Source organism: Serpens gallinarum, assembly GCF_014836765.1.
Lineage (GTDB): Bacteria > Pseudomonadota > Gammaproteobacteria > Pseudomonadales > Pseudomonadaceae > Serpens > Serpens gallinarum.
The window spans coordinates 832,729-859,513 of sequence record NZ_JACSQG010000001.1; the positions used below are offsets into that span (position 1 = coordinate 832,729).

The 26,785-nt window shown below is 62.5% G+C and carries 25 protein-coding genes; 16 read left to right on the forward strand and 9 right to left on the reverse strand.

Going from position 1 to position 26,785, the window contains the following annotated elements; all coding sequences use genetic code 11:
• Window positions 1-268: 268 nt before the first annotated feature.
• Together H9642_RS03870 and H9642_RS03875 are read right to left on the reverse strand one after the other, a co-directional pair.
• On the reverse strand, window positions 269-1,564 hold the full coding sequence (locus H9642_RS03870) for a PQQ-dependent sugar dehydrogenase (protein WP_251835075.1): 1,296 nt from the start codon (window positions 1,562-1,564) through the stop codon (window positions 269-271).
• The gene (locus H9642_RS03875) at window positions 1,561-1,986 is read right to left on the reverse strand and encodes a DUF2231 domain-containing protein (protein WP_251835076.1); all 426 of its coding nucleotides are present in this window, start codon (window positions 1,984-1,986) and stop codon (window positions 1,561-1,563) included. The genes H9642_RS03870 and H9642_RS03875 overlap by 4 nt, the downstream gene beginning before the upstream one ends.
• 194 nt (window positions 1,987-2,180) lie before the next feature.
• On the opposite strand from H9642_RS03875, the gene H9642_RS03880 reads away from it, so the two are divergent.
• Entirely contained in the window at window positions 2,181-6,647 is a 4,467-nt protein-coding gene (locus H9642_RS03880) for a DEAD/DEAH box helicase (RefSeq protein ID WP_251835077.1), read from the forward strand.
• A gap of 358 nt (window positions 6,648-7,005) precedes the next feature.
• On the opposite strand, the gene H9642_RS03885 is transcribed toward H9642_RS03880, so the two are convergent.
• Window positions 7,006-7,518, reverse strand: a complete 513-nt coding sequence (locus tag H9642_RS03885; protein ID WP_251835078.1) for a hypothetical protein — start codon at window positions 7,516-7,518, stop codon at window positions 7,006-7,008.
• Window positions 7,519-7,676: 158 nt separating this feature from the next.
• On the opposite strand from H9642_RS03885, the gene H9642_RS03890 reads away from it, so the two are divergent.
• Together H9642_RS03890 and H9642_RS03895 are read left to right on the forward strand one after the other, a co-directional pair.
• Complete coding sequence (locus tag H9642_RS03890; RefSeq protein WP_251835079.1) at window positions 7,677-8,732, forward strand: M4 family metallopeptidase; 1,056 nt, start codon at window positions 7,677-7,679, stop codon at window positions 8,730-8,732.
• Window positions 8,732-9,055 (forward strand): protealysin inhibitor emfourin, encoded by a 324-nt coding sequence (locus tag H9642_RS03895; RefSeq protein WP_251835080.1) that lies wholly within the window; start codon window positions 8,732-8,734, stop codon window positions 9,053-9,055. The genes H9642_RS03890 and H9642_RS03895 overlap by 1 nt, the downstream gene beginning before the upstream one ends.
• Before the next feature lie 3 nt (window positions 9,056-9,058).
• Here H9642_RS03895 and H9642_RS03900 read toward each other — a convergent pair whose 3' ends face one another.
• Entirely contained in the window at window positions 9,059-9,781 is a 723-nt protein-coding gene (locus H9642_RS03900) for an rRNA pseudouridine synthase (protein ID WP_251835081.1), read from the reverse strand.
• A 193-nt stretch (window positions 9,782-9,974) separates the two neighbouring features.
• On the opposite strand from H9642_RS03900, the gene H9642_RS03905 reads away from it, so the two are divergent.
• The 7 genes from H9642_RS03905 to H9642_RS03935 all read left to right on the forward strand — a co-directional run bounded on the left by H9642_RS03905 (window position 9,975) and on the right by H9642_RS03935 (window position 16,364).
• A complete protein-coding gene (locus tag H9642_RS03905; RefSeq protein ID WP_433962669.1) occupies window positions 9,975-11,087 on the forward strand; it encodes a PQQ-dependent sugar dehydrogenase in 1,113 nt (370 codons plus the stop codon).
• Between the two features lie 221 nt (window positions 11,088-11,308).
• The gene (locus H9642_RS03910; protein ID WP_251835082.1) at window positions 11,309-12,145 is read left to right on the forward strand and encodes a CvfB family protein; all 837 of its coding nucleotides are present in this window, start codon (window positions 11,309-11,311) and stop codon (window positions 12,143-12,145) included.
• 132 nt (window positions 12,146-12,277) lie between these two features.
• A complete protein-coding gene (locus tag H9642_RS03915; protein ID WP_251835083.1) occupies window positions 12,278-13,165 on the forward strand; it encodes an acyl-CoA dehydrogenase family protein in 888 nt (295 codons plus the stop codon).
• A 126-nt stretch (window positions 13,166-13,291) separates the two neighbouring features.
• Window positions 13,292-13,864: a YceI family protein gene (locus H9642_RS03920; RefSeq protein ID WP_251835084.1), complete on the forward strand. Its 573-nt coding sequence runs from the start codon at window positions 13,292-13,294 to the stop codon at window positions 13,862-13,864.
• Window positions 13,864-15,027 carry a phospholipase D-like domain-containing protein gene (locus H9642_RS03925; protein WP_251835085.1) on the forward strand — a complete coding sequence of 388 codons (1,164 nt, stop codon included), beginning with the start codon at window positions 13,864-13,866 and terminating at the stop codon, window positions 15,025-15,027. Before H9642_RS03920 ends, H9642_RS03925 begins: the two co-directional genes overlap by 1 nt.
• A gap of 81 nt (window positions 15,028-15,108) precedes the next feature.
• A complete protein-coding gene (locus tag H9642_RS03930; protein ID WP_251835086.1) occupies window positions 15,109-15,711 on the forward strand; it encodes a DUF2846 domain-containing protein in 603 nt (200 codons plus the stop codon).
• 71 nt (window positions 15,712-15,782) lie between these two features.
• The gene (locus H9642_RS03935) at window positions 15,783-16,364 is read left to right on the forward strand and encodes a DJ-1/PfpI family protein (RefSeq protein WP_251835087.1); all 582 of its coding nucleotides are present in this window, start codon (window positions 15,783-15,785) and stop codon (window positions 16,362-16,364) included.
• A 107-nt stretch (window positions 16,365-16,471) separates the two neighbouring features.
• Here H9642_RS03935 and H9642_RS03940 read toward each other — a convergent pair whose 3' ends face one another.
• The 4 genes from H9642_RS03940 to H9642_RS03955 form a co-directional block, all read right to left on the reverse strand.
• Window positions 16,472-17,995: a fumarate hydratase gene (locus H9642_RS03940; protein WP_251835088.1), complete on the reverse strand. Its 1,524-nt coding sequence runs from the start codon at window positions 17,993-17,995 to the stop codon at window positions 16,472-16,474.
• Between the two features lie 375 nt (window positions 17,996-18,370).
• The gene (gene pyk, locus H9642_RS03945; RefSeq protein WP_251835089.1) at window positions 18,371-19,822 is read right to left on the reverse strand and encodes a pyruvate kinase; all 1,452 of its coding nucleotides are present in this window, start codon (window positions 19,820-19,822) and stop codon (window positions 18,371-18,373) included.
• Window positions 19,823-19,878: 56 nt separating this feature from the next.
• On the reverse strand, window positions 19,879-20,802 hold the full coding sequence (locus H9642_RS03950; protein ID WP_251835090.1) for a universal stress protein: 924 nt from the start codon (window positions 20,800-20,802) through the stop codon (window positions 19,879-19,881).
• A gap of 68 nt (window positions 20,803-20,870) precedes the next feature.
• Window positions 20,871-21,689, reverse strand: a complete 819-nt coding sequence (locus H9642_RS03955; RefSeq protein ID WP_433962661.1) for a tetratricopeptide repeat protein — start codon at window positions 21,687-21,689, stop codon at window positions 20,871-20,873.
• Window positions 21,690-21,834: 145 nt separating this feature from the next.
• Between H9642_RS03955 and H9642_RS03960 the strand changes: the two genes are divergently transcribed.
• From H9642_RS03960 to sbcB, 4 genes are all read left to right on the forward strand, one after another.
• Window positions 21,835-22,203 (forward strand): tetratricopeptide repeat protein, encoded by a 369-nt coding sequence (locus tag H9642_RS03960; RefSeq protein WP_251835092.1) that lies wholly within the window; start codon window positions 21,835-21,837, stop codon window positions 22,201-22,203.
• Between the two features lie 90 nt (window positions 22,204-22,293).
• The gene (locus H9642_RS03965) at window positions 22,294-22,722 is read left to right on the forward strand and encodes a DUF4124 domain-containing protein (RefSeq protein ID WP_251835093.1); all 429 of its coding nucleotides are present in this window, start codon (window positions 22,294-22,296) and stop codon (window positions 22,720-22,722) included.
• Window positions 22,723-22,762: 40 nt separating this feature from the next.
• Entirely contained in the window at window positions 22,763-23,122 is a 360-nt protein-coding gene (locus H9642_RS03970; RefSeq protein WP_251835094.1) for a PilZ domain-containing protein, read from the forward strand.
• Between the two features lie 104 nt (window positions 23,123-23,226).
• The gene (gene sbcB, locus H9642_RS03975; RefSeq protein ID WP_251835095.1) at window positions 23,227-24,678 is read left to right on the forward strand and encodes an exodeoxyribonuclease I; all 1,452 of its coding nucleotides are present in this window, start codon (window positions 23,227-23,229) and stop codon (window positions 24,676-24,678) included.
• 210 nt (window positions 24,679-24,888) lie between these two features.
• Here the strand turns inward: sbcB and mvaT are convergent, their stop codons facing one another.
• Window positions 24,889-25,263: a histone-like nucleoid-structuring protein MvaT gene (mvaT, locus tag H9642_RS03980; protein ID WP_251835096.1), complete on the reverse strand. Its 375-nt coding sequence runs from the start codon at window positions 25,261-25,263 to the stop codon at window positions 24,889-24,891.
• A gap of 427 nt (window positions 25,264-25,690) precedes the next feature.
• On the opposite strand from mvaT, the gene purU reads away from it, so the two are divergent.
• Complete coding sequence (gene purU, locus H9642_RS03985) at window positions 25,691-26,542, forward strand: formyltetrahydrofolate deformylase (RefSeq protein ID WP_251835097.1); 852 nt, start codon at window positions 25,691-25,693, stop codon at window positions 26,540-26,542.
• 11 nt (window positions 26,543-26,553) lie between these two features.
• Window positions 26,554-26,775, forward strand: coding sequence for a hypothetical protein (locus H9642_RS03990; protein WP_251835098.1), 222 nt, complete (start codon window positions 26,554-26,556; stop codon window positions 26,773-26,775).
• The last annotated feature ends 10 nt before the right edge of the window (window positions 26,776-26,785 follow it).

The window sequence follows — 26,785 nt, forward strand, 5'->3', positions numbered from 1 at the left end:
TCCAAGCTCATAGCAGCGCTAGTAGGACAACGTCCACGCCGTTTTGGCAGCGCTAAACCACACCCGTAGCCCAGGCGGGGCGATAAGCCTCATCCGTGTAACGAAGGAATTGCGGAAGTAAACTCCGGGAATGACGGGCCATGCCGACGTAGATGCGCAGACGTTCGAACCCCTGCCACTACAGATGCTCAAGGTAACAACGTGCGCATCAGTCGCCGTCGCCGACCGTCACGATCGTCGGCTTATCTGCGAGTTCCTGCCACATCCGTCACTGCGTGCGAGTCACCCTCCACACGGTATTGGCCAGATCGTCGGCGACGATCAGCGCGCCGCGCGGGTCGACGGTCACGCCCACTGGTCGTCCGCGTGTCTTGCCCTCGGCGGTGCGAAAGCCTGTCACGAAGTCAACGGGCGGTCCCGAGGGGCGTCCGTTGCTGAACGGTACGAAGGACACTTTGTAGCCCACCGGGTTTGGGCGGTTCCAACTGCCGTGCTGACCGACAAACACGCCATCGGCAAACGGCTCGCCCATGGCCGCGCTGGAGAAGTCCAGGCCGAGGGCGGCGACGTGGGCCCCCAGGGCGTAGTCCGGTGTGATGGCGGCGGCGACCTTGGCGGGGTCTTGCGGTTGCACGCGTGGGTCGGGGTGCTTGCCCCAGTAGCTGTAGGGCCAGCCGTAGAAGCCACCTTCCTGAACCGAGGTCAGGTAATCCGGCACCAGGTCTGCGCCCAGCTCGTCCCGCTCGTTCACGACGGCCCACAATTGACCGGAACCGGGCTGGATTGCCAGCGCGGTGGGGTTGCGTACGCCGGTGGCAAAGGGTTTATGGGCACCAGTCTCGGCGCTGATCTGCCAGATCACGGCGCGGTCGACCTCGGCTTCCATGCCGCGCTCGGTGATGTTGCTGTTGGAGCCGATGCCGACATACAGAAAGCGTCCATCGGGGCTGACGGTGAGCGCCTTGGTCCAATGGTGGTTGATCGCCGAGGGGAGCTCGGTGATCGTGGTGGGCGGGCCGCTGGCTTCGGTCTGGCCGTCCTGATAGTCGAAGCGTACCAGCGCATCCTGATTGGCCACGTACAGCGTGCCCGCAAAATAGGCCAGGCCGTACGGAGCATTGAGATTGTCGGCGAACACCGTCTGGACCTCATAGACGCCGTCGCCATCGGCATCGCGCAGCAAGGTCAGGCGATTGCCGCTGTCGACCGTGGTGTTGCCCTTGGCCTTGATATAGCCGGCGATCACATCCTTGGGCTTGAGCTTCGCGGCGCTGCCACCCCGGCCTTCCGCCACGAGGATGTCGCCGTTGGGCAGGACCAGGGTCTGGCGCGGGATTTTCAGGTCGGTCGCAATCGCCGTGACGGTGAAATTCTCCGGCACCGTCGGCGTCTCGTCGGCCCACGGCGTAGGCTCGGCGATCTTCATGCTTGGCAGCAAGCCCCGTTGCGGGTCGGGGAGCGTAGGATCAGGCCCGTACAGCTGGGCGCTGTCCTGTTCGTCGCTGCCGCAGGCGCTCAGCAGCAACGCCAGGGTCAGGCTGGTGAGAGGAAGGGCGTAGTTCACTCGACACCTCCTGAGCGCAGGTTGGTGAGGCCGATCCACGTGGCCACGCAGGCCAGAAGGGTGACGATTATGGAGAGCACCAGGCCGGCGGGCATAACTGCCCAGGCGTCCTTGGCATGCTCAAGGGCATTGATGAAGCCCAGCACCCAGGTGGCCAGCAGGAGCAGAAAATAAGCTAAGGGGCGCCCTTTCCTGGGCGTGGCGCGGATCAGGTTGACCAAGGCGAACAGCAGCGCCAGGCCGCAGAAGACCAGCCCGCCGGCAATCAGCCAGGAGGCGAAATTGCTCCACTGAATCTGATAGCTGCGAAAGTACGCGATGTCATTCAGCAGGGCCCCGAGAAACAGCGGAACGGTTCCGGCCAGCAAGGTCGCGTGCAGAGGATTGGGCGTGCTTCGGTAACGGTAGGTGGTTACGGTCACGGTGGGCTCTCCTGTTCGCGGCGACCCTGGGCTGATGCTCGGGCGGATGCGCTGGCCCAGCAGATTCGCTCTGATTGTGTGCCTTACAAACGGAGCGTGTCGTTGGCGCATAAGTTCATTCCGATCGGCTAGGGGACTGTCCGCTCCGACCACCAGCCCTTGAGTCCCAACCCGGCCCGTTTCATAGTGCCGACATGAACCGTCCTTCGGAAATGCCCGACCTTGTCGATCCGCTGGCGGCCTTTCATCCGGCTGTGCAGGGTTGGTTTCGGCGTGCCTTTGCGGCGCCGACGCCGGCGCAGGTAGCGGCCTGGCCGACGATTCACGCCGGGCGCTCGACCCTGGTGGCAGCGCCGACCGGGTCGGGCAAGACGCTGACGGCGTTTCTCGCCGCCTTGGATGACCTGCTGCGCCAGGGCTTGGCCCATGGCGGCGAACTGCCGGATGCCACGCAGGTGGTGTATGTCTCGCCGCTCAAGGCGCTGTCCAACGACATTCACCTCAACCTTGAAGTGCCGCTGGCCGGGATCGCCGAAGAGGTGCAGCGGCTGGGATTGCCGCCCGTGGAGATCCGCACGGCGGTGCGCACCGGCGACACCTCCCAGGGCGAGCGCACGGCGATGCGCAAGCGCGCCCCGCACATTCTGGTGACCACGCCGGAGTCGCTGTATGTGCTGCTCGGCTCGGCGTCCGGACGGGAGATGCTGGCCAGCACGCGCAGCCTGATTGTCGATGAGATTCACGCGGTGGCCGGCAACAAGCGCGGCAGCCACCTGGCCCTGAGCCTGGAGCGCTTGCAGGCGCTGTGCCCGCAGCCGTTGGTGCGCGTCGGGCTGTCGGCGACCCAGAAGCCCTTGTCGGCGGTGGCGCGCTTTCTCACCGGCGGGCAGGACTGCGCCGTGGTGGATATCGGCCACCGGCGCCGTCTCGATTTGGCCCTGGAGGTGCCGCCGGTGCCGCTGGAAGCGGTGATGAGCAACGATGCCTGGGAGCTGGTCTACACCCGCCTCGCCGAATTGATCGGCGAACAGCGCACCACGCTGGTGTTCGTCAATACGCGGCGGCTGGCCGAGCGCGCGGCGCGGCATCTGTCCGAGCGGCTGGGCAGCGCGGTGGTGGCCGCGCACCACGGCAGCATGGCCAAGGAGCATCGCCTGGCGGCCGAACAACGCCTCAAGGCGGGAGAACTGCGCGTGCTGGTGGCCACCGCCTCGCTGGAGCTGGGGATCGATATTGGCGAGGTGGAGCTGGTCTGCCAGCTCGGCTCGCCGCGTTCGATCGCGGCGTTCTTGCAGCGCATCGGCCGCGCCGGGCACCAGGTCGGCGGGGTGTCGAAGGGGCGGATTTTCCCCACCTCCCGCGACGAGCTGATCGAATGCGCCGCCCTGCTGGACTGCGTGCGCCGAGGTGAGCTGGATCGGTTGCAGATTCCCCGCGCACCGCTGGATGTGTTGGCCCAGCAGATCGTCGCGGAGGTGGCCTGCCGTGAGTGGGCCGAGGACGACCTGCTGGCGCTGATTCGCCGCGCCGAGCCCTATGCCGAGTTGTCCGCCGAGCAGTACCAGGCGGTGTTGCGCATGCTGGCCGAAGGCTACACCAGTCGCCACGGCGCACACCGCGCTTACCTGCACCGCGATGCGGTGACCCGTAGCCTGCGCGGTCGGCGGGGGGCGCAGCTGACCGCCTTGACCAGCGGCGGCACCATTCCGGAAACGGCGGATTATCAGGTGTTGCTCGAACCCCAAGGGCTGAACATCGGCACGGTGAACGAAGACTTCGCTGTGGAGAGTCTGGCGGGCGACGTGTTCCAGCTGGGCAACACCGCCTACCGCATCCTGCGTGTCGAACCCGGCCGGGTGCGCGTAGAAGACGCCCAAGGCCAGCCGCCGAACATGCCCTTCTGGCTCGGCGAGGCGCCGGGGCGCAGTGATGAGTTATCGCGCGCGGTAGGGCGCTTGCGCGAGGAGGTGGATCGGCGGCTGGAAGCCGGCGCTGCCGCACCTTCCTGTGGGGCCGGGGTTATCCCGGCAGACGCGCCATCAACCGGCGTACAGCCAGGTAGGGCGAACAACCGCGAAGCGTTGTCCGCCAATGATGTTGATGGGGTAGCGGTGGTGGACAAGGAAACCGTTGTCCACCCTACGAGGCGGTTGGATGCGGCCATTGCCTGGCTCACCGACGAGCTGGGCCTGTCCCTGGCCGCCGCCGAACAGATCGTTGACTACCTGGCTCGCGCCCGGGCGTCGCTGGGCGTGCTGCCGACCCAGAACACGCTGGTAATGGAGCGTTTCTTCGATGAGTCCGGCGGGACCCAGCTGATCATTCATGCGCCGTTCGGCAGTCGCATTAACCGCGCCTGGGGGCTGGCCCTGCGCAAGCGCTTTTGCCGCACCTTCAATTTCGAATTGCAGGCGGCGGCCACCGAAGACGCGATTGTTCTCTCGTTGTCCACCAGCCACAGTTTTGCCCTCGACGAAGTGTGGCGCTACCTGCATTCCAACAGCGCCGAGCAGGTGCTGATCCAGGCATTGCTGGATGCGCCGCTGTTCGGCGTGCGCTGGCGCTGGGTGGCGGGTGTGGCCCTGGCGCTGCCGCGCATGAGCGGTGGCCGCAAGATCGCGCCGCAGATCCAGCGCATGCGCAGCGAGGACATGCTGGCCACGGTGTTTCCCGATCAGGTGGCCTGCGTGGAGAACCTCGTCGGCGAGCGCGAGATTCCCGATCACCCGCTGGTGGCGCAAACCCTCGATGATTGTTTGCACGAGGCGATGGACTGCGAAGGCTGGCTGGCGCTGTTGCGGCGCATGGAAGCCGGCGAGGTGCGGTTGGTGGCGCGTGATCTGCCAGCCCCCTCGGCGCTGGCGGCGGAAATCCTCAATGCCAAGCCATACGCCTTTCTCGACGACGCACCCCTGGAAGAGCGCCGCACCCAGGCGGTGTTGTCGCGGCGCTGGAGCGATCCCGAGTCGGCCGATGACTTGGGCGCCCTCGATCCCGAGGCCATCGTCGCTGTGGCCGAGGAAGCCTGGCCCCAGGCGCGCAACGCCGATGAGCTGCACGAAGCCTTGATGGGGCTGGCCTGTTTGACCGATGCCGAAGTGCTGTCGAGCCCGCAGTGGCCGGCGTTGCTCGCCGCGTTGGCATCAGCGGGGCGCGCCACCCGCCTGGAAGTGGCCGAGGGCGAAGGCCTCTGGGTGCCGCTGGAGCGGCTGGCGCAGTTTCAGGTGCTGTATCCACGGGTGAAAAGTTCGCCGGCGCTGATGGTTCCCGCCGAGTTCGCCAACGCCGGCCTTGAGGAGGAGGTGCTGGTCGATATCGTGCGCGCGCGGCTGTCCGGCTTCGGCCCGCTGCCGTTGCCGCGCATCGCCCGTGCGCTGGCCCAGCCGGCCAGCGCAGTGGCCGTGGCCTTGGCCAGCCTGGAGCGCGAAGGCTACGTCTTGCGTGGGCGCTTTACGCCGCAGGCGCGCGAAGAGGAATGGTGCGAGCGCCACCTGCTGGCGCGCATACACCGTTACACGGTCAAGCGCCTGCGCCGGGAGATCGAGCCGGTGGAGCGCAGCGATTTCATGCGCTTTCTGTTCGACTGGCAGCGCCTGGCGCCGGGGCGGCGTGGCGAAGGCGCCGAGGCGCTGGCGGCGCTGCTCGATCAACTGGAGGGCTACCAAGCGGCGGCCTCGGCCTGGGAAGGCGACATCCTCCCGGCGCGGCTCAAGGATTACAGCGGCAGTTGGCTGGATGCGCTATGCCGCTCCGGACGCATCGTGTGGACGCGCCTGGCCGGGCGCCAGAAGGCCAGCGCCGGCCCGGTGCGCAGCACACCGATCGTGTTGCTGCCGCGCCGTCAGTTACCGCTGTGGATGACGCAGGCCGCCGGCGCCGAGGCGCAACCGTCGCCCCGTGCGCTGCGGGTGGTCGAGGCGTTGCAGCGACACGGCGCGCTGTTCTTCGATGAGCTGTTGGACGAGGCTCATCTGCTGCGCAGCGAACTGGAAGATGCCCTGGGCGAGCTGGTCGCCCAGGGCCTGATCAACGCGGACAGTTTCGCCGGACTACGCGCCTTGCTGGTGCCGGCGGGCAAGCGCCAGTCACACCACGGTCGCCGCCGCCGGGGTGGCGCCTATCTGGGTGGCATGGCCGATGCCGGGCGCTGGGCGCTGTTGCGCCGGCCGAACGGCGAAGCAGACGCCTCGCGCCCAGACCCGGACAGGGTGGAACATATTGCGCGGGTATTGCTGCGCCGCTACGGGGTGGTGTTCTGGCGACTGCTGGAGCGTGAAGCTGACTGGCTGCCGCCGTGGCGCGAACTGCTGCGGGTGTATCACAGCCTGGAAGCGCGTGGCGAGGTTCGCGGCGGGCGCTTCGTCGCCGGCCTGCCGGGTGAGCAATTCGCCTTGCCCGAGGCGGTTGGCTTATTGCGCGACGTGCGCAAACGCCCGTTGGACGGTGCGCTGATCCGCGTCAGCGGCAGCGACCCGCTGAATTTGGCTGGCACACTGTTGCCCGGCGCCAAGGTGCCGGCGCTGGCCGGCAACCGCGTGCTTTATCGCGATGGCGTACCCGTGGCCGCGATGAGCGCTGGGCAGCCCGAGTTCTGGGGCGTGGACGATCCCGCCGAACAAGAGCGGTTGCGCGGGGTGTTGATTCGGAATGCGGGTATCTAAGGCGATGCCCGAGCGAGGCACCTGTAGGGACGATTCATTCGCCTGACACCGAGGCTGCCGACATCCACAGGGCAGGGACGAACTGGATATTGAAATGTTGGAGATCTCGCAAAATGCGTAGGTTGTGTTGCGAATATGGAGTTTGCATCGATATCGCTGCGCTCAACGGCATCCACGGACGCCGCCCCGGCAATACGACGGTTGGACGAGCTGAGTGAGTGAGGGCTTCGACGTTTGTCGCAGCGGCGGGCTGGCCGCAAGATACTGCGCTCGGCGAATGAATTCGCCCCTACGGTGTCCAGGCACGTTTTTCGGTATGGAGCCGTGCCGTTACATCAAAAACCAACGCAACGTGCCGTCACCGGCGCCTGGCGAACTCCGGCGGTGGGTTGACCAGTCGGTCAACCACCATCAGTGCGCGGGAAAACGAGGGATAGCCACTTTTCGCCACGTCCAGGTCGGCATAGGCCGCGCGGTATTCGGCGGCCTTGGCGCGATCGGCGCGGGCGAGGAGGAAGGGTTCGTTGTACATCTTGTAGAGCAGCGCCACGGCATGGGGGTGTTGCCGGCCGGCCGAGCGCTGCAATGCGTCGAGTATCTGATTCACCGGCGCCGCTTGGCGAATCCGTGAAATCGCCTGGTAGAAGGCGATCTCGCCGCGGGTGTCCTGGGCAATGTTGCGCTCCAGCAGCGCGTCGGCCAGCGGCAAGTGCTCGAGATCGCCGGAGGTAATCAGCAGCTTGGCTTGCAGCATGTCGTTGTTGAACAACAGCCGCTGCGTTTGCTTGTCCAGTGCCACCGGGGTCTCGCACGACTGCGTTGCGCAGCCGGCCAGTCCCAGGAGGGCAACCAGAAACATCCACTTCATCATGGGTATGCATCTCTTGGTTCAGGTGTGCCACTGGCTCCGGATTGCAGGAGCCGAAGTGCTTTCCAGCGTCACATGGTCTTAGCTGAATTACCGGTAATCGGTGGTTCGCCTACGCAGTTTTGCGAACTGTTGCTCATTGTGGTTCAGGATGCCCGTGCATGGATATTATTTGTCATCGACCGCATCAGGTACTGCCGCCCTATTTGCTGGATCATCTGATCCGCCACGGGCATGCCCGTCTACGTGCCTTTGCCAGCGATACCCTGGCGCTGAACCGGCAACTACTGGTCCAGCGAATCGGCACAGGGGTAACGTCAAGCATCTCTGCCCAATCGCCCAGCAGCCCACCCGGGCAGGTGCTGAGGCGCATCTACAGCGCCGATCAGGGCAATTCGCTGCCGGGCCGGCTGGTCCGCGAGGAAGGCCAGGTGGAAACCGGCGATCCCGCGGTGGATGAGGCGTACAACCATCTGGGCGCCACCTATGCGCTGTTCTGGGAGGTGTACCGGCGGCATTCCACGGACAATGCCGGCATGCCCCTGGTTGGCACTGTGCATTATGGCCAGGGGTATGAAAACGCGTTCTGGAACGGTGAACAGATGGTCTTCGGCGATGGCGACGGTGAAGTATTCCAGCGCTTTACCATCGCCATGGACATCGTTGCCCACGAACTGACCCATGCGGTAATCGACCAGGAAGCCGCACTGATCTACCAGGGGCAGGCCGGCGCGTTGAACGAGTCGCTGTGCGATGTGTTCGGTACGTTGGTCAAGCAGCATTATCTCGGCCAGCGTGCGGAGGAGGCCGACTGGCTGATCGGTGCCGGGCTGTTCGGCCCGGCGGTTCAGGCCCGAGGTTTGCGCTCGATGGAGCAGCCGGGCAGTGCCTACGACGATCCTTTGCTCGGTAAGGACCCGCAGCCGGGGCATATGGACGGTTTTGTGGCGACGCGTTATGACAATGGCGGCGTGCACATCAACTCGGGAATTCCCAATCGGGCTTTTTATCTGGCCGCCACGCAGCTGGGCGGTTATGCCTGGGAGCGCGCCGGACGGATCTGGTATGAAACCTTGTGCGACGAGCGGCTGGATGCTCAGGCCGATTTCATCGCGTTCGCCGGATTGAGCGCGACAATAGCCGGCGAACTTTTCGGTGTGCACAGTGAAGAACAGCAAGCGGTAACGGCCGCCTGGGCGACCGTCGGAGTCGAATGATGATCGAATTACCCTCTTTGCGGCGTGTCAGCAGCCTATACCTGTCCCGCGAGGGCGGGGTGGCTTACCTGCCGGGGCGCCGCCAAAGATGCACCATCGATTTGGCAGACTGCCCGCCGGACGAGCGTGAGGCCATCTGTCAGGTGGTCAAGGACGCCGCGCCGCAGGCGGTTGCGACGGAGCAGGCCGGGCGGGGCGACCAGCGCTATTTTCTGATCGAGCTGAGTTTCACTGACGATGAGCCCGAGCCGCTGAGCTTCAGCGTGCCGGAACAGGACGCGCCCGAGGAATTGTTGCGCTTATGGAATAGCCGCAGCAGTTAGAACTCAAAAACGCTCGTTGGGCATCAGGTAGCGCCACTGGCCGAGCGGCAGTTTGGCCATGTTCACCGCGCCAAGTCGGATGCGCCGCAAGCTGATCAATTTGAGGCCGACGGCCGCGCACATCTGGCGGATCTGGCCGGGCTGGGGCGCCTTGAGGGCGAAGCGCAGATGGGTTTCGTTCTGCCAACTGACCTTGCACGGCGGTAGTTGCTGGCCGCGTAGCTCCATGCCGCGCTTGAGGCGTTCCAGACCGCCTTCGCCCAGGTGGCCGGAGACTTCGGCGACGTACTCTTCTTCCAGCGGCTTGCGGGCATTTTCCAGGTGACGGGTCACGCCCCAGTTCTGGGTGAACACCAGCAGGCCGCTGGTATCGGTTTCCAGGCTGCCGATCATCTTCTGGCGCAGCAGGTGTTTTTTCACCGGGCGAATGCCCGACGGGTCTTCGCTCCAATGGTTGGCCGAGGTGAGCAACTGCTGCACCGAGTTCGGCCCATCGCCGATGCCGTAGCCGGCTGGCTTGTGCAGCAACAGGGTGACCATCGGCACTTCTTCTGGCGTGGCGCCGGGCAGCAGCTCGATGCGCTGGTCGGCGACCTTGAATTGCGGTTCTTCCACCACCTGGCCATCGACCGTGACCCAGCCGCCCTCAATGTAGAGTTCGGACTCACGGCGCGAGCAGGGCAGCAGCTCGGCCAGGCGTTTGGACAGACGGACAGGCTCGCTCATGGGGGCATCGACTCGAAAACGGGGCATGATTGTAGCCGCAGGGGCTGACAAAAGCTTCGCTTTGCTGTCAGGAACCGACTGCGGCAACAGGGGCGGCAGGTGCAAAACAGAAGCGTCATGCCGGCTACTTCTATAGTGTCTGCTCAAAGGACACAGGATAGCCGGAGGACCTATGCGTTTATTGATGATCCTGATGCTGACCGGCTGGCTGGGCCAGGCCATGGCGGCTGAAAACCAAAGAGAGTACCGCAGCGAAGAGGGCACCGTGCAGGTAGAGGAAGTGGTCGGCGGGCTGGAAAACCCCTGGGCGCTGGCATTTCTGCCAGATGACGAGGGCATGTTGATTACCGAACGGCCAGGACGGCTGCGCCTGTTGAATGGCCAGGGTGAACTCTCGGCGCCATTGTCGGGCGTACCCAAGGTCTATGCCCAGGGGCAAGGTGGCTTGCTGGATGTGGCGCTGTCGCCACAGTTCGCCACCGACCGCCTGGTGTACCTGTCCTATGCCGAAGCCGGCGACGGCAAGGCCGGCACCGCGGTCGGGCGGGGCAGACTGTCCACCGACGGGCAGCGCCTGGAAAACTTTCAGCGCATCTTTCAGCAACAGCCCAAGCTGTCCACCGGCATCCACTTCGGCTCGCGGCTGGTGTTCGATCGTGAGGGGTATCTGTTTATCGCCCTGGGCGAAAACAACCAGCGACCCACCGCGCAAGATCTCGACAAATTGCAGGGCAAGCTGGTGCGCCTGCATGCCGACGGACGTATCCCCGACGACAATCCCTTTGTTGGCCAGGCCGGCGCCCGCGCAGAAATCTGGTCGTATGGCCATCGCAACCAGCAAGGGGCCGCGCTGGATCCGCGTACCGGCAAGCTCTGGACCCACGAGCACGGTCCGCGCGGCGGCGACGAAATCAATATTCCCCAGCCAGGGCGAAATTATGGCTGGCCGCTGGCGACCCACGGCATCAACTACAGCCTGCTGCCGATCCCCGAAGCCAAGGGCAAGAGCGTGCCCGGCACCGAGGCGCCGCATTATGTCTGGCAACAATCCCCGGCGATCAGTGGCATGGCCTTTTACGCACATGAGCGCTTTCCCGCCTGGCGCAACAACCTGTTTATCGGCGCCCTGAAGGGCGAACTGATTCGCCTGCAGCTGGACGGCGACCGCGTGGTGCACGAAGAGCGCCTGCTGGGTGAGCTGGGCAAGCGCATCCGCGATGTGCGCCAGGGACCGGACGGTTATTTGTATGTACTCACTGACGAGCCGAGCGGATCGTTGCTGCGCATTGGACTGAAACCAGACTGATCGGCCCGCTGCAAAAGCCACGGCAATCGGCGCTAGGATAGGTAGAATGCGCGGCCTGGCGCATAGCAGGCCGTTGAAAAACTACCTGCGTTGGCAATACTGCGTTAAAAACAGGCTCGGATGCTCATTTAGAGCGCCTAAACTCCGCTTCCTCGCCTGTTTTTGCCTTGTCTTGCCTGCCTCGCCTACGTTTTTCAACGGCCTGCTAGAGGTTTTGCAAAATGGCACTGATCGGACGGTTCAACTCCCTGCAGGTGATCAAACACACCGATTTCGGTTTGTATCTGGACGGTGGCGCGGGCGAGGAAATCCTCCTGCCCAAGCGCTATATCCCCAAGAACGAGCCCAGCGAAATCGACGACTGGCTGAACGTGTTCGTCTATCTGGACAGCGACGACCGGCCGATTGCCACAACCCTTACGCCCAAGGCGCAGGTCGGTGGTTTCGCCAGCCTCAAGGTGGTGGAAATCAACCGCGTTGGCCTCTTCCTCGATTGGGGGCTGCCCAAGGACCTGTTGCTGCCGCACTCGGAAGAAAAGCGTCCGCTGCAAGTGGGTGATTATGTGGTGGTCCACGTCTACCTGGATCGCCGCACCCGGCGCATCACTGCCACTGCGCGCCTGGATCGTTACCTGGACAACACCCCGGCCCGCTACACCCCTGGCCAGCAGGTCGATCTGCTGATCGTCGAACCCACCGACCTGGGCTTCAAGGCGATTATCGACGGCCAGCACTGGGGCCTGATCCACAAGAACGAAGTGTTCAAGTTCCTGCGCCCGGGCATGCGTGAAACCGGCTATATCAAGGAAGTACGTGAGGACGGAAAGATCAGCCTGAGCCTGCAGCCGCCGGTGGAGCAACTGGTGGACAGCCTGCCCGAACAGATCCTCGCCCAGTTGCGTGACAATGACGGCATGCTGCCGCTGTCCGACAAGAGTGCGCCGGAGGTCATCGCCCAGCGCTTCGGCGTCAGCAAGGGCAACTTCAAGAAAGCCATCGGCGGGCTGTACAAGCAGGGCCTGATTCGCATCGAAGCGGATCGCATTGAGCTGGTTTAGATTGGATCGTTCCCACGCTCCGCGTGGGAACGCAGCCGGAGGCGCGGAGCGCCTCGCTCGCGCAGTCAGTCGAGGACATGACGTCGTCTGACCTGCTAGCCTCGCCCCATCTCCCCACGCATGGACTTCGCGATGCCCTGGAAACGGCTACTCGGCCTCCTCGATCGTCTGCCTTCTACTGAGCTGAATAGTTGGTACACCAACCTGCTGGCTAATGCCGACGGGCTGGACCCGATCGGGTTGGCCATGCTCGGCGGTCGCCTGGCGAGCACGCCGGGGCTGGCGTTTCTGGCGGGCTATCAGGCCGCCCTGCGCGCGCTCTGGCCGGCGGCGCCGCTGAGCCTTGGCGCCTTCTGCGTCACCGAACGCCGCAGTGTGCGCCCGGCGGATTTGAGCACCCGTCTGAATGACGGCCACCTGCAGGGCTGCAAGGATTTCGTCACCGCCGGCACGGCGGCGGACTGGTACCTGGTGGCGGCGCGCAGCGAACCGGCTGGCGAGGCGCCACGGTTGAAACTCTGCATGATGCATAAGACTGCGCCCGGAGTACGTCTGGAAGAACTGCCGTCCTTGCCGATGCTGGCGGACATTCCTCACGCCCGTTTGTATCTGGCCGATGCTGCGGCCGACGTGCTACCCGGTGACGGCTGGGATGATTATGTAAAGCCATTTCGCAGCATCGAGGACCTGCATGTGCTGATGGCGCTGACCGCATGGCTATATGGCGTCGGCCTTGACTGCGGCTGGCCGCGGCATTTGCAGCTGCGTCTGGCCGGTCTGCTGGCGACGGGGGCCGAACTGGCCCGGCACGATGCTAAGGATCCGGTCACCCATGTGCTGCTCGCCGGCCTGTTCGCGCAAAGCGATGGACTGGAGGCCGAACTGGACGCCGCGCTGGCCAGCACGCCGCAGCCGTGGGCCGGATTGTGGCGCCGTGATCGCAGCCTGCTCAAGCTCGCTGCCAGTGCGCGCGGCAAGCGACTGGACAAGGCGCTTGGGATGCTGGGGCTGGGCCTGTAGAACCTTCTGTCCGAGCGCAGCGGCCCAACTTCGCTGTGGACAAATCGGCAGGCGGCTCGCTGGTTGAGTACGCCGAGCGCGACGGCTATCGTGTGCTGCACTTTTATATGCTGAAAGGGAGCTTGCATGCACCGCTGGCTGAGTTGTGTGTTTTTTATCCTGGCACTGCCGGCTTACGCCGACTGGCAGTTGGACAATGACTCGTCTCGTGTGTCGTTCATCTCCACCCAGACTGGCAATCTTTCCGAAGTGCACCGCTTTCTGACCCTGGAAGGCCGAGTCGACGATCAAGGCCAGGTAAACCTGCAGATTGCCCTGGATTCGGTCAGCACCGGCATTCCCTTACGCGACCAGCGCATGCGCGCGCTGTTGTTCGATGTCAAGAATTACCCTTTGGCGAGCATCGAGGCGCGCTTGTCCTTGAACACAATCGCCCAGCTGGCTCCCGGGGCACAGCTTGAATTGCGCCTGCCGCTGGTGGTCAGGTTGCATGGCCACGAGCAAACCCAGCGCGCCGAGTTGCTGGTGACGCGCTTGGATGAGAAGCGCTTCCAGGTGGTAACGCTGGCGCCTGTGATTCTGCATGCCGGCGATTTTGGCCTGGCTGACGGTGTCGAAGTGCTGCGCAAACTGGCCAACGTGCGTGCCATCAGTCAGGCAGTGCCGGTGGGCGCGGTGCTGATATTCGTGGCCCGCTGATGCGCGACGGCGCGGTTTTCCCCTGGCGCGGCGGCAACCGCTTCGCCCTGCTGATCGATGGCGCGTGCTTTTTTCCACGCATGTTGGAGGCCATCGCCCAGGCTCGCGAGCAGGTGGAGCTGGAGCTCTATCTGGTCGAGGACGGGCGCTGCGTCCAGGCGCTGAGCGAGGTATTGATCGGCGCCGCGCAGCGAGGCGTGCGGGTGCGGTGCCTGTTCGACGCCTTCGGTGGCCTGAAGCTGAGTAATGCCAGTCGCATAGCGCTACAGACCGCTGGCGTCGAGCTGTTGCTGTACAACCCGCTGCGTTGGCGTCGGGGTGTGCGCAACCTGTTTCGCGATCATCGCAAGATTCTGTTGGTGGATGATGAGGTCGGCTACGTGGGCGGCACCGGCGCCACGGATGAGTTTTGGGATCCGGACCAACCCGAGCAGGGCTGGCACGAGGTGATGGTGGAAATGCGCGGGCCTTTACTGGATGACTGGCGGGCCCTGTTCGACTACCAGTGGAAACGCTGTGGTGAACGGCGCTTCTGGTGGCCGCGTGAGCCGCTGATGCCGGCGCGCCTGCCGGCCGCTCCACCACGCGAAGAAGGGTTGGGGCGGGTCGCCTATGCCGCCGCCCGCCAGCACCGCGATATCCTGCGTGCCTTGTTGCGCAGCGTGGGGCAGGCGAAAAAACAGGTGTGGCTGGCCACGCCGTATTTTCTGCCGACCCGCAAAGTGCGCCGCGCGCTGATCAAGGCGGCGTTGCGCGGCGTTGACGTAAAACTGCTGTTGACCAGTCGTAACACCGACCATCCGCCGGTGCGTTATGCCGGCCAGCGATATTACCCGCGCCTGTTACGCGCCGGGGTGCGAATCTTTGAATACCAGCCGCGTTTTCTGCATTTGAAAATGGTGCAGGTGGACGACTGGGTGAGTATCGGCTCGTGCAACTTCGACCATTGGAACCTGCGCTGGAATCTGGAAGCCAATCTGGAGGCTTACGATCCATCCCTGTCTGCGGCTGTCGCCGACTGTTTCGTCGAAGGCTTCGAAAACAGCCTGGAAATTACCCTGGAAAGCTGGCACGCCCGGCCGTTGCGAACTCGGGTTTTTCAACGGGTCTGGGGTTGGATGGACCGGTTGGTGATCAACTTGATCGATCAGCGACGCGACTGACTGTCTCCACACTTTTGACGGGGGAGGGGCTTGGCGACCGGCGGCTATGCTCGTGGCCACATTCCTGAACGAGGTGCGCCCATGAGCCGCCCGCTGTTGATTTTTTTAGTCCTCTTGCTTGGCGGTTGTGCGTCACGTGGGGCTTTTTTCGCCCCCACGAATGGAACCCTTTACCACCCACGGGAAAACACGCCCACAGAGGCGCTGATTTTCGTTTATCGCCCCAAATCCGCCTGGGCCAACCAGGAACTGGAAGCGCCGGGCCTGTTTCTCGACAACCGGAATGTGGGCAACCTGCCCAGCGACAGTTATCTGTTGCTGCGTGCTGAGCCGGGCACCTACAAGCTGGAAGTGCGTCGGCCGTTATTCGGTCTGTATTGGACCTTGCTCGCCGAAAGCCCGTTCGATTTCACCCATGTGGCCAGCTTCATGCTGGATACCGAGGCGGGGCGCAGTTACTACCTGCGTTACGACGAGCTCAATCCGCCACCTTCGCACCCGGATCAGGTCAACCGGGGCGACGGACCGTTGCAACTGGTGGGCGAGCGCCTGTACGGCTGGGAGGTGCTGTTTACCAACCAGGCCCAGCCGGAGCGCAACGTTGCCCTGAGTGTTGAACATGAACGCCCGCAACGCGGCTTCTGGCGCCGGGTGGGAGAGGTGCTGGACAAGATTGGCATTTGATTCGCCTGGCTCCTCTCCTGGGCTGGGACTAGGCTGATTTCAGCCGATCTATCCCAACAGGAGCTCCTTCTATGGCCGCGAAAAAGATCCTCATGATGGTGGGCGATTACGCCGAAGACTACGAAACCATGGTGCCGTTTCAGGCGCTGCAAATGGTGGGGCATCTGATCCATGCGGTGTGTCCGGACAAGAAAGCGGGCGAGTACGTCCATACGGCCATTCATGACTTTGACGGCGCGCAGACGTACAGCGAAAAACCCGGACACCGTTTCATCCTCAACTTCGACTTTGCCGACGTGCGGGCTGCCGATTACGACGCTTTGCTGATTCCGGGCGGCCGCGCCCCGGAATATCTGCGCTTGAACGAGCAGGTGCTGGCATTGGTGCGCCACTTTGCCGATGCGGATAAACCGATTGCCGCCGTCTGCCACGGCGCCCAGCTCCTGGCGGCTGCCGGGGTGCTCAAGGGCCGCTCCTGCAGTGCTTATCCGGCCTGCGCGCCAGAGGTGCGTCTAGCCGGCGGCGAGTTCGTGGATATTTCCGTGAACCAGGCGCACACCGATGGCAACCTGGTCAGCGCACCCGCCTGGCCGGCCCATCCCGCGTGGCTGGCGCAATTCCTGAATGTGCTGGGGACGCAGATCAGCCTTTGATGCTCCACTGTTGCGCCGCCTGAGGCAGCTGCAGTCGCTCCGCGCAGAACAAAAAAAGCCCGGCACAGGCCGGGCTTCTTGTTGCGCGCGCGGGGCGTGCTTACTGCTTACTTCACTTCAATCGCCAGGCTTTCAGCAATTTTCTTGTTCCACAGGGCAGGGCCGGTCAAGTGCACGGACTCGCCCTTGGTGTCGACCGCAACCGTGACCGGCATGTCCTTCACCTCAAACTCGTAGATTGCTTCCATGCCCAGTTCTGGGAACGCCAGTACCTTAGACTTCTTGATCGCCTGGGCCACCAGGTAGGCGGCGCCGCCCACGGCCATCAGGTACACGGCCTTGTTGTCCTTGATCGCTTCGATGGCGATCGGGCCGCGCTCGGACTTGCCGATCATGCCCAGCAGGCCGGTGCTTTCCAGGATCTGGCGGGTGAACTTGTCCATGCGCGTGGCGGTCGTCGGGCCAGCCGGGCCAACCACTTCGTCGCCAACCGGATCAACCGGGCCGACGTAATAGATGAAGCGGCCCTTGAGGTCCACCGGCAGCGTCTCGCCCTTGTTGAGCATGTCGACGATGCGCTTGTGGGCGGCGTCGCGGCCAGTCAGCATTTTGCCGTTGAGCAGGACGGTTTCGCCCGGCTTCCAGCTCTGCACGTCCTCCGGGGTCAGGGTGTCCAGGTTGACGCGGCGCGCGGAGGGGCCGGCTTCCCAGACGATTTCCGGGTAGGCGTCCAGATCCGGTGCTTCCAGCACGGCGGGGCCGCTGCCGTCGAGCACGAAATGCGCGTGGCGGGTGGCGGCGCAGTTGGGGATCATGCACACCGGCAGGGACGCGGCGTGGGTCGGGTAATCCATGATCTTCACGTCGAGCACGGTGGTCAGGCCGCCCAGGCCCTGGGCGCCGATGCCCAGCTGGTTGACCTTTTCGAACAGCTCCAGGCGCATCTCTTCGATGCGGTTCTGCGGGCCGCGAGCTTTCAGCTCATGGATGTCGATGGACTCCATCAGCACTTCCTTGGCCATCACCGCGGCTTTCTCGGCGGTACCGCCGATGCCGATGCCGAGCATGCCCGGCGGACACCAGCCAGCGCCCATTTCCGGGACGGTCTTCAGAACCCAGTCGACGATCGAGTCGGACGGGTTGAGCATGGCCATCTTCGACTTGTTCTCGGAGCCGCCGCCCTTGGCCGCGATGTCGATTTCCACGGTGTTGCCAGGTACCACAGAGTAGTGAATCACCGCCGGGGTGTTGTCCTTGGTGTTTTTGCGCGCGCCGGCCGGATCGGCCAGGATCGAGGCGCGCAGGACGTTTTCCGGCAGGTTGTAGGCGCGACGTACGCCTTCGTTGATCATGTCGTCCAGGCTCAGGGTGGCGCCATCCCAGCGCACGTCCATGCCAACACGCACGAATACGGTGACGATGCCGGTGTCCTGGCAAATCGGCCGGTGGCCGGTGGCGCACATGCGCGAGTTGATCAGGATCTGCGCCATGGAGTCGCGCGCAGCCGGCGACTCTTCACGCAGGTAGGCCTCATGCATGGCCTGGATGAAATCGGTGGGGTGGTAGTAGGAGATGTACTGCAGGGCGTCGGCGACGCTCTGGATCAGGTCATCCTGCTTGATCACGGTCATGGGTGCGCTCCTCTGGAAGGCGGGAACTCGAAGGAAACGCCGGACCACGACCCGGCGCATTACCAAAATAAGGCGCGGCAGTATAACGCGCCGGTTGGGTGGCCGACAGCCGCGAGGCCTCGACCTTGGTCGCTGAGCAGGTATCGACCCGGTTGGGATTTTCGATTGGCACCCTCGGCAGTAATGCGGCTGGGCCGCCGCTGTGCTGCCTGCCTGATTCGCATAAGGAAGAGGACGCGTGAAAATTCGCCACAGATCGTGCGGTGCGTTATCAGTCAATGCGAGGGGGTGTCAGCGAGTCGAACTACCACTGGCAGTTCGACTCGGCAAGACGCGATATGGCCCGCGATGAGCAGGCCACACGCTGGTTACACGTCAGGCCAGCGGCTCGCCCACGTGCAGGATCTTCATGGTATTGGTGCCGCCGATGGTGTGGTAGCTGTCGCCTTTGGTGAGGATGACCCAGTCGCCCTGCTGCACCACGCCACGCTTGAGCAGTTCGTCCACCGCTGCCTGGCTGACCTTCTCCGACGGCAAGTTGGCCGGGTCGAAGGGAATGGTCTCTACGCCGCGGAACAGCGCCACGCGGGCCTGGGTTTCACGGTGCGGGGTGAAAGCGAAGATCGGTACCGAGGAACGGATGCGCGACATGATCAGTGGGCTGTAGCCACTTTCGGTAAGGCTGATGATGGCCTTGATACCGGGGAAGTGGTTGGCGGTGTACATGGTCGCCAGGGCGATACTCTCGTCGCAGCGGGTGAATTGTTCACCGAGGCGGTGCATCGATTTGCGGCTGATCGGGTTGCGTTCGGCGCCCAAGCAGACACGCGCCATGGCTTCCACGGCTTCAATCGGATAGCTGCCAGCGGCGCTTTCGGCAGAGAGCATCACCGCGTCGGTATAGTCGAGCACGGCGTTGGCCACGTCGGATACTTCCGCACGGGTCGGCATGGAGTTGGTGATCATCGACTCCATCATTTGCGTGGCGGTGATCACCGCTTTGTTCTGCACGCGGGCGTACTTGATGATCTTCTTCTGAATGCCCACCAACTCGGCATCGCCGATTTCGACACCCAGGTCGCCACGGGCGACCATCACGGCGTCGCTGGCACGGATCAGGCCATTGAGGGTGTCGTCGTCAGCCACGGCTTCGGCACGCTCGATCTTGGCCACCAGCCAGGCGGTGCAACCGGCTTCATCGCGCAGGCGGCGGGCCAGTTCCATGTCGGCGGCATCGCGCGGGAAGGATACGGCCAGGTAGTCCAGCTCCATTTCCGCCGCGAGCTTGATGTCGGCTTTGTCCTTGGCGGTCAGAGCCGGGGCGGTCAAGCCGCCACCGCGGCGGTTAATGCCCTTGTGGTCGGATAGCGGACCGCCGGTCAGCACTACGCAGTGCAGTTCATCGGCGGTAGTGCTTTCGACGCGCATCACCACACGGCCATCGTCGAGCAACAGCTCATCGCCGACGCGGCAGTCCTTGATGAGGTCCGGGTAGTCGATACCGACCACGTCCTGGGTACCGGCGTCGCGCGGATGGGTGACGGAGAAACGGAAGCTGTCGCCTTCCTTGAGTTCGATGCGCTTGTCTGCGAATTTGGCGATGCGGATCTTCGGGCCTTGCAGATCGCCGAGCAGCGCGACGAAGCGCCCGTGCTTGGCGGCAATCTCACGCACCATGCGGGCACGTGCCTTGTGTTCATCGGGGGTGCCGTGAGAGAAGTTGAGACGGGCCACATTAAGACCCGCCAGAATCAGTTTCTCCACAACCTCTGGGGAACTGCTGGCGGGGCCGAGGGTGGCGACAATTTTAGTGCGGCGCGAAATCATTCAGGACTCCTGGTTTTTCTAGCATGTCCCGAGGCTACTACGCCGGCATCCTGTAGTCATTGTTCCTGTGCACTACCGAATTGGGCCGGTTTGAGAACCAGCAGGTCGCAATGCACGGCTTCGAGGATGCGTTCGGCGGTATTACCGATCAAGGCGTTGTCCAGGCTGCCTCGGGCAATGGCGCCCATCAGCATCAGGTCGATGCCTTGCTCCTTGACGAAACGCGGAATGGTTTGCTCGGCATAGCCTTCCAGCAAGTGGCTGTTGGCAGCGCTGCCAGGATGGCTGTCCAACAGCGCGGCGAAAGCTTCGCGGTGCGCTTTGGCCTCTTCCTCGCGGTACTGCTCGTAGGTAGTCGCCAGGTCGACATCGAAGATCAGTGTGTTGGGCACCGGGCCGTAGCTATGCACGATGTGCTCTTGCAGGTTGAATGTGGCAGCCAGCTGTCGTGCGGTTTCGATCAGTTGGTGATCTAGGCTGGCCGGCTTGTCCGCCGCATGCAGCGGGTCGACTGCGGCGCACAGGCGCTTGGGCTGCCAGTCAAGGTCCCCGGTCAGCCAAAGGGGACAATGACATTGGCGGATCAGTTGCCAGCAGGTATTGGTGGTGAACAGGCGTTGCAGCAGGCCATGCTGGTGGCCGGATTTGAACAGGAGATCAGGCTGCAGTTCGATCACCCGGGCCAGGATCATCTTGTGCAGCGGGCGGCCCCAGCGGGCCTCGCACGTTACGGTCAAACCCCCGGCGCGCAAGGGGTCGGCCAGTTGCTGCAACCAGGCGAGACGCTGCTCGAGCAATGTACGGCGCGCATGTTCCAGCCGTGGGCCATCGAGCAGGCCGCCCTCCAGTGCCGAATGATATTCGCACAGCAGCAACTCCATCGCGGCCCCGGTTTGACGCGCGAGCCAGGCTGCGCGCTGCAGGGCCGGCTGGACTTCTTGGGTGGGGTCGATGACGACCAGCAACTGGTGGGTGTTCATTTTTTACCCTCAGGGGAACCAGACCCTAGGCATTCCAGCATAGATCGCCCGGCTGAGGTTGATCTGGGTCAGAGTTGTCGTTCAGGTGCCTGGCGGTTCAGCGCCTGGTCGAGCTGACGCGAGACCTTTGCCGTCAGCTCGCTCTCCGGGTACTGTACGAGGAGGCGGCGCAGATAGCCGATGCCCTTGTCCCGGTCGGCGCGTGGGTTGTCGGGGGCCAGGTACATCAGGCCCAATTGATAGAGAGCTTTCTCCTTGATGCTGGTGCTGATCGAGGGGTCGCGCAGGGCCAGCACGTAGAGCTCTTCGGCTTCGGGAACCCGGTCTTTGAGCACGGCGCGACGTGACAGCAAGGTCATGTCTTCATTGAGGCTGGGCTTGTCCAGGTCGAGATTGCGTTGCGGTTGCCAGGTGGCGAGCAGTTCCCGCGAGCTTTTCTGTATCGGCTCGCGGGCTCGCTCGCGGAGCATGACGATACGTGCCTCGGCACGTTCAGCCGCCCGACTGGAGGGGAACTCATCAAGGATCTGCTTGAAATAAGCGAGGGCTTTGGCATCGTCGCGCTGGTCGTTGTAGCGGCTCATATAGATCAGGCCGTTCTGGTACAGCGCAATGGCGCGGACTTCTTCACTCAGCTTGGTGTCCCGATATCCGCTCAGGTAAAGCTGCTCGGCTTGCGGGCTATGGGCATCGCGTATGGCCAGGGCGCTGTAGGTCAGCAGGTCGCCTTCTTCTTCCACGGCGGCGGTCATGCGCTTGCCTTTCATGGCCTTGTAGCTTTCGACTTCCTGCGTGGTGATCTGGGCAATGAAAAGCGGGGTGGTGGGGGCGCAGCCGACAAGCAGAGTAAGCATGAGCAGGGTAAGGCTGACAGAGCGCATGTGCATTCCTTGCGATAGGCGTAGCGCCGCAGTTTAGCAGCGGCGGTTTGCTGGCTGGGCCGAGCCCCGGCACAACCCAACGGAGGTTATGCAATGGGCTGAAGAAAACAGACGGGCTGTCGATACACTGGCAAACGAAGGAGAACCCCCTATGAAAATCCCGCTTATCCTGGTTGCCATGCTCGCCGTTGCTGGCTGCAGTACGCGTGCTTCACTCGACAAACACCTGAATCAGGCCTACCGCGCTTATGATCAGGGCGATTGCGAACAAGTGATGCTGCAGCTGTCGCTGGCTGATCGTGCCAGCCGCTCTCGTGTCTACATGCAGCCGGAAATTTCCATGCTGCGTGGGCAATGCCTGGAGCGCCAAAGCCTGTTCATCGATGCGACGCAAACCTACCTGTACATCATTAAGAGTTTCCCAACCAGCGAGTATTCGTACCGTGCACGGGCGCGCCTGGAAACCCTGCGCCAGTTGGGCCATTACCACCCAGAAAAACCAGTCCAGGCTACGCGCTGATCATCGCGGGCAGGGTTGCATCTGTCATCAACATGCTGGTAGCGATGGCCGCTAGCGGCTAAGCTCGGGTTCTCAGGGAGGAGACACTCGATGCGATCGTGGTTGTTTGGGCTTGTTCTGTGGCCAGTAGTAGCGCAAGCCGAGATTTATCGCTGGACCGATACCCAGGGGCGGGTGCATTTCGGTTCGAGAGCGCAAGCCGGCGCGGATGCCAACCTCATCGTGGTGCAACCCCAGATTATCGAACGTGATCAGGCCACTCGCGAACGCGAGGCGCGGGTCGCGGAGGTGTTCGATGCTCGGCGCCAGGAGCAGTCCCAGGCCCGGGAGATTGCCCGGGAACGCCAGGCGCAGCGTGATCAGGAATGTCGGCGGTTACGCGAACACCTGGCGAGGCTGGAGCGTGGTGGCCGCTTCTATTATCTGGACGATGAGCAGCAACATCGGTTCTACAGCGATGAACAGCTAACGAAGGCGCGCCAGCAGTTGCGCGATCGAGTTGCGGGACTCTGTGCGTGAGCACAAGGCCCATTCCAGATCAACAGCAGCGAATTACATAATGTCCCGACAACGATCCATCCAGCGGCACCAGTTGCCCTATTACTTGAAAGTATTCAATCGCATCACCGATCGGCCCATGGGCTGCCTTGGCAATGTGTCCTGTGAAGGACTGATGTTGATCAGCCAATGGCCCTTACTGGTGGGTGCGCGATTCGACATGCGCTTGAAAATCCCCACCCAGGACGGTAGCTGGCGTTCAGTCGATTTTTTTGGCACCTGCCAGTGGAGCCAGGAAGATGTCACCCCCGGCAGTTACGACTCGGGTTTTCGTCTTGAATCCCCCCCGCCGGAATACCTCGAAATGGTAGGTGCCTTGCGCGAGTACTTCACCTTTCAACGCTTGGCGACGTCTGCCTAAGTAAGCAAACAAGCATTCAATGACGGGTCATTCAGCGCGTGTTCGCTCGCAAACACACGCTGAAAGGTCCTAGACTCGGTGGCTTGCTGAAAAAGGACGCCTCCGTGACCCCGACCATCTTCTGGTACGACTACGAAACCACTGGCATCAACCCGCGTTGCGACCGGCCTCTGCAGGTCGCCGGCATTCGCACCGACGAGGCGCTTAATGAAGTCGGCGAGCCGCTCAATCTGTACTGCCGACCGGCCGATGACATCCTGCCGCATCCAGCAGCCTGCCTGATTACCGGCATCACTCCGCAAACCTTGCTCGAGCAGGGTCTTGGCGAAGCTGAATTCATGACCCGCCTGCATGCTGAACTGTCCCGCCCCGCGACGTGCGGAGCCGGCTACAACAGCCTGCGCTTCGATGACGAAGTGACTCGCTACAGCCTGTACCGCAACTTCTTCGATCCCTATGCACGGGAATGGCAGGGCGGCAACAGTCGCTGGGACCTGATTGACCTGGCGCGTACTACCTATGCATTGCGCCCGGACGGAATCAACTGGCCGCAGCAGGACGGGCGCGTCAGCCTGCGCCTGGAGCTTCTGACTGCCGCCAACGGCATTGATCATGGCCAGGCTCACGATGCGCTGTCCGATGTGCGCGCCACGATCGGGCTGGCGCGCCTGCTGCGTGAGCGCCAGCCGCGCCTGTATGACTACCTGTACCGTTTACGCGGCAAAGCCCAGGTCATGGAGCAGATTCGCCTGCTGCAGCCGCTGGTGCATGTTTCGGGACGGTTTTCAGCCGAACGCAGCTACCTGGGCGTGGTGCTGCCGCTGGCCTGGCACCCCAAGAATCGCAATGCCTTGATTGTTTGCGACTTGCAGGCCGACCTGACACCGCTGCTGGAGCTGGATGGCGAGACCCTGCGGCAACGGCTCTATACGCGGCACGCGGAATTGGACGAGGGACAACTGCCGGTGCCGCTGAAATTGCTGCATATCAACAAATGTCCGGTAGTGGCTCCGCTGAAAGTGCTTCGCGGCGAGGATCGCGAGCGTTTGCAGCTCAACCTGGACCATTGCCTGCAACAGGCACAGCGTCTGAGGGATGCTCAGGAGCAATGGCGGGGCAAGCTGGCGACGGTCTATGCACAAGATGAGTTTGCGGGCGTCGACGACCCAGAGCAGCAGCTGTATGGCGGGTTTTTAGGGGATCGGGATCGCCTGTTGTGCGATCAGGTGCGTAATGCCGAAGCGAGCCGGCTGGCGAGCGAGCGTTGGCCGTTCGATGATCCGCGCATGCCTGAACTGTTGTTCCGCTATCGCGCGCGCAACTTCGCCGAGACATTGACTGCCGATGAACAACAGCGATGGCAGACGTTTTGTCGATCCCGATTGAATGATCCCGCCATGGGTGCTCCCCAAACCTATATAGCTTTCCAAACGGCCACTCTGGAGTTGCTGGGGCGTGCTTCGCCGTCAGAGCGTGCCATCTTGCTGGCCTGGAAAGACTATGCCAAGAAACGCGCTGAGGATTATGGTGTATCGACTGCTGTTGAAGCATTTTAGAATGTGTGTTGGCGCTCTTTATTTCAGTATTGAAATCTGGAAACGTCGCTGTTCTATGTGCCATGCGTGGCGGTGTGGCTTTGGCAACTGCCCATTATCCAGGGGCTGAGATGGTTATAGCCCACGCGTGGGGCATGTTCGCTGAGGCAGGATTAATACAACAAAAACGCCAGCATAATGCTGGCGTTTTTTGTTTAAGCGAAACGATGTTTAATCGAGCAGGGTGGCCCAGCTCTCTACTTCGTCGGAGCTCCACTTGGCCTTCCAGGCTTTCAGAACCTTGTGGTTGCCGCCTTTGGTCTCGATGACTTCACCCGTGTGCGGGTTCTTGTACTGTTTGACCTTGCGGGTACGCTTGGCCGGAGCAGGCTTGGCAACCAGTGCCGATTTGGAAGAGCGGGCGTTCGGGTCAATGATGGCAATAATATCCGGCAGGGATTTGCCGTGGGTGCTCATCAGTTTGCGCAGTTCTTCTTCAAACTGCTTTTCCTTTTGCAGCTTTTCGTCCTGCTCGAGGTTCTTCAGGCGCTCTTGAAGTTCTTCAATGGCTTCTTTAGTGGCGCGGTATTCAGAGAGAAGGGACATTTTTTTTCCTTGCAATAGGAGGATTGTTTCAGGATTCGTGAAACAAATGATAGTCAGCTGTAGTGCACAAGTAAACTGAACTTAAAACTTTTGAAAAGGTTTTCGGTCCTTGATCACACGCCAAGACACTAAGTGTACTTGGCGTGTTGAAGCGCCTGCTGGCGATCATAACACCGGATCGAGAAATAGTTGAATTAACGAAGCGTTTGCAGAGTAAGTGCCGTGAAGGTTAGATAGTGAGCGATATGCCGCAAAGACGTTTGCAGGGCAGGGTGGAAATGGCAAGAGCAGTATTGTTCATCGGCGAACGAGGCAAGGCACTCAAGGTGCGTGGCCTGCAGGGGGAAGTTCATTGTCAGCCTGTTACTGATCTTTTTGTGGCGTGCGGCTAGAATTGCTGCCCTTTGCGAACTGGAGCTTTCAACACATGCGCACTTTTCGGCTGGTAATCGCCTGCCCGGATGGCGTCGGGATCGTCGCCAAGGTCAGTAACTTTCTGGCCACCTACAATGGCTGGATCACCGAGGCCAGCCATCATTCGGATAATCAAAACGGCTGGTTCTTCATGCGTCATGAGATCCGTGCCGATTCGCTGCCATTTGATCTGGACGGCTTCCGACAAGCCTTCGCGCCGATTGCCAAGGAATTTTCCATGGTTTGGCGGATTAGCGACTCTGCGGAGATGCGCCGCGTAGTGTTGATGGCCAGCCGTGAATCGCACTGCCTGGCAGACCTCTTGCACCGCTGGCGCAGTGGGGAAATGGATTGCGAGATCCCTTGTGTGATTTCCAACCACGAAGACTTGCGCAGCATGGTGGAGTGGCATGGTATTCCTTACCACCATGTGCCGGTCGATCCCCAGAACAAACAGCCGGCCTTCGATGAAGTATCGCGTCTGGTCGATGACTACAGCGCCGATACCGTGGTGTTGGCTCGCTACATGCAGATCCTGCCGCCCGACCTGTGCCAGCGCTATCGTCATCAGGTGATCAATATCCACCACAGCTTCCTGCCGTCGTTCGTGGGCGCCAAGCCCTATCATCAGGCGTCGCTGCGGGGTGTGAAGTTGATCGGCGCGACCTGCCACTATGTGACCGAGGAGTTGGATGCCGGCCCGATCATCGAGCAGGACGTGGTCCGTGTGACCCATCGCGACAGCATCGAAACCATGGTGCGCCTGGGCAAGGACGTCGAGAAGATGGTGCTGTCACGTGGCCTGCGCTTCCATTTGGAAGATCGAGTCATCGTGCATGACAACAAGACCGTGGTGTTTGCCTAACGCAGGTACACATGACCGATCCAATGCGCCGCGCGAGCGCCAGCCTGCCGCCCACAGTGGGTGAGGGCTGCGTGAGGCGCTTCGATCCAGAACAGTTGAGCGATGACTGCGGCGCCGAGTTTTCCGGCGCCGCCCAATTGTGGGCCGAACTGCAGCAAGACGTTCAGCAAGAACTGGACCAAGAGGTGTCGCAGGTTACCTGGCAGTGCGACGAGCCCGACGAGCGCGCTTGAACCGTGTGCC

Coding starts and splice junctions, on each gene's coding strand:
- H9642_RS03880 (WP_251835077.1), top strand. CDS start 2,181: ATGAACCGTCCTTCGGAAATGCCCGACCTTGTCGATCCGCTGGCGGCC.
- H9642_RS03885 (WP_251835078.1), bottom strand. CDS start 7,518: ATGATGAAGTGGATGTTTCTGGTTGCCCTCCTGGGACTGGCCGGCTGC.
- H9642_RS03890 (WP_251835079.1), top strand. CDS start 7,677: ATGGATATTATTTGTCATCGACCGCATCAGGTACTGCCGCCCTATTTG.
- H9642_RS03895 (WP_251835080.1), top strand. CDS start 8,732: ATGATCGAATTACCCTCTTTGCGGCGTGTCAGCAGCCTATACCTGTCC.
- H9642_RS03900 (WP_251835081.1), bottom strand. CDS start 9,781: ATGAGCGAGCCTGTCCGTCTGTCCAAACGCCTGGCCGAGCTGCTGCCC.
- H9642_RS03905 (WP_433962669.1), top strand. CDS start 9,975: ATGCTGACCGGCTGGCTGGGCCAGGCCATGGCGGCTGAAAACCAAAGA.
- H9642_RS03910 (WP_251835082.1), top strand. CDS start 11,309: ATGGCACTGATCGGACGGTTCAACTCCCTGCAGGTGATCAAACACACC.
- H9642_RS03915 (WP_251835083.1), top strand. CDS start 12,278: ATGCCCTGGAAACGGCTACTCGGCCTCCTCGATCGTCTGCCTTCTACT.
- H9642_RS03920 (WP_251835084.1), top strand. CDS start 13,292: ATGCACCGCTGGCTGAGTTGTGTGTTTTTTATCCTGGCACTGCCGGCT.
- H9642_RS03925 (WP_251835085.1), top strand. CDS start 13,864: ATGCGCGACGGCGCGGTTTTCCCCTGGCGCGGCGGCAACCGCTTCGCC.
- H9642_RS03930 (WP_251835086.1), top strand. CDS start 15,109: ATGAGCCGCCCGCTGTTGATTTTTTTAGTCCTCTTGCTTGGCGGTTGT.
- H9642_RS03935 (WP_251835087.1), top strand. CDS start 15,783: ATGGCCGCGAAAAAGATCCTCATGATGGTGGGCGATTACGCCGAAGAC.
- H9642_RS03940 (WP_251835088.1), bottom strand. CDS start 17,995: ATGACCGTGATCAAGCAGGATGACCTGATCCAGAGCGTCGCCGACGCC.
- pyk (WP_251835089.1), bottom strand. CDS start 19,822: ATGATTTCGCGCCGCACTAAAATTGTCGCCACCCTCGGCCCCGCCAGC.
- H9642_RS03950 (WP_251835090.1), bottom strand. CDS start 20,802: ATGAACACCCACCAGTTGCTGGTCGTCATCGACCCCACCCAAGAAGTC.
- H9642_RS03955 (WP_433962661.1), bottom strand. CDS start 21,689: ATGCACATGCGCTCTGTCAGCCTTACCCTGCTCATGCTTACTCTGCTT.
- H9642_RS03960 (WP_251835092.1), top strand. CDS start 21,835: ATGAAAATCCCGCTTATCCTGGTTGCCATGCTCGCCGTTGCTGGCTGC.
- H9642_RS03965 (WP_251835093.1), top strand. CDS start 22,294: ATGCGATCGTGGTTGTTTGGGCTTGTTCTGTGGCCAGTAGTAGCGCAA.
- H9642_RS03970 (WP_251835094.1), top strand. CDS start 22,763: ATGTCCCGACAACGATCCATCCAGCGGCACCAGTTGCCCTATTACTTG.
- mvaT (WP_251835096.1), bottom strand. CDS start 25,263: ATGTCCCTTCTCTCTGAATACCGCGCCACTAAAGAAGCCATTGAAGAA.
- purU (WP_251835097.1), top strand. CDS start 25,691: ATGCGCACTTTTCGGCTGGTAATCGCCTGCCCGGATGGCGTCGGGATC.
- H9642_RS03990 (WP_251835098.1), top strand. CDS start 26,554: ATGACCGATCCAATGCGCCGCGCGAGCGCCAGCCTGCCGCCCACAGTG.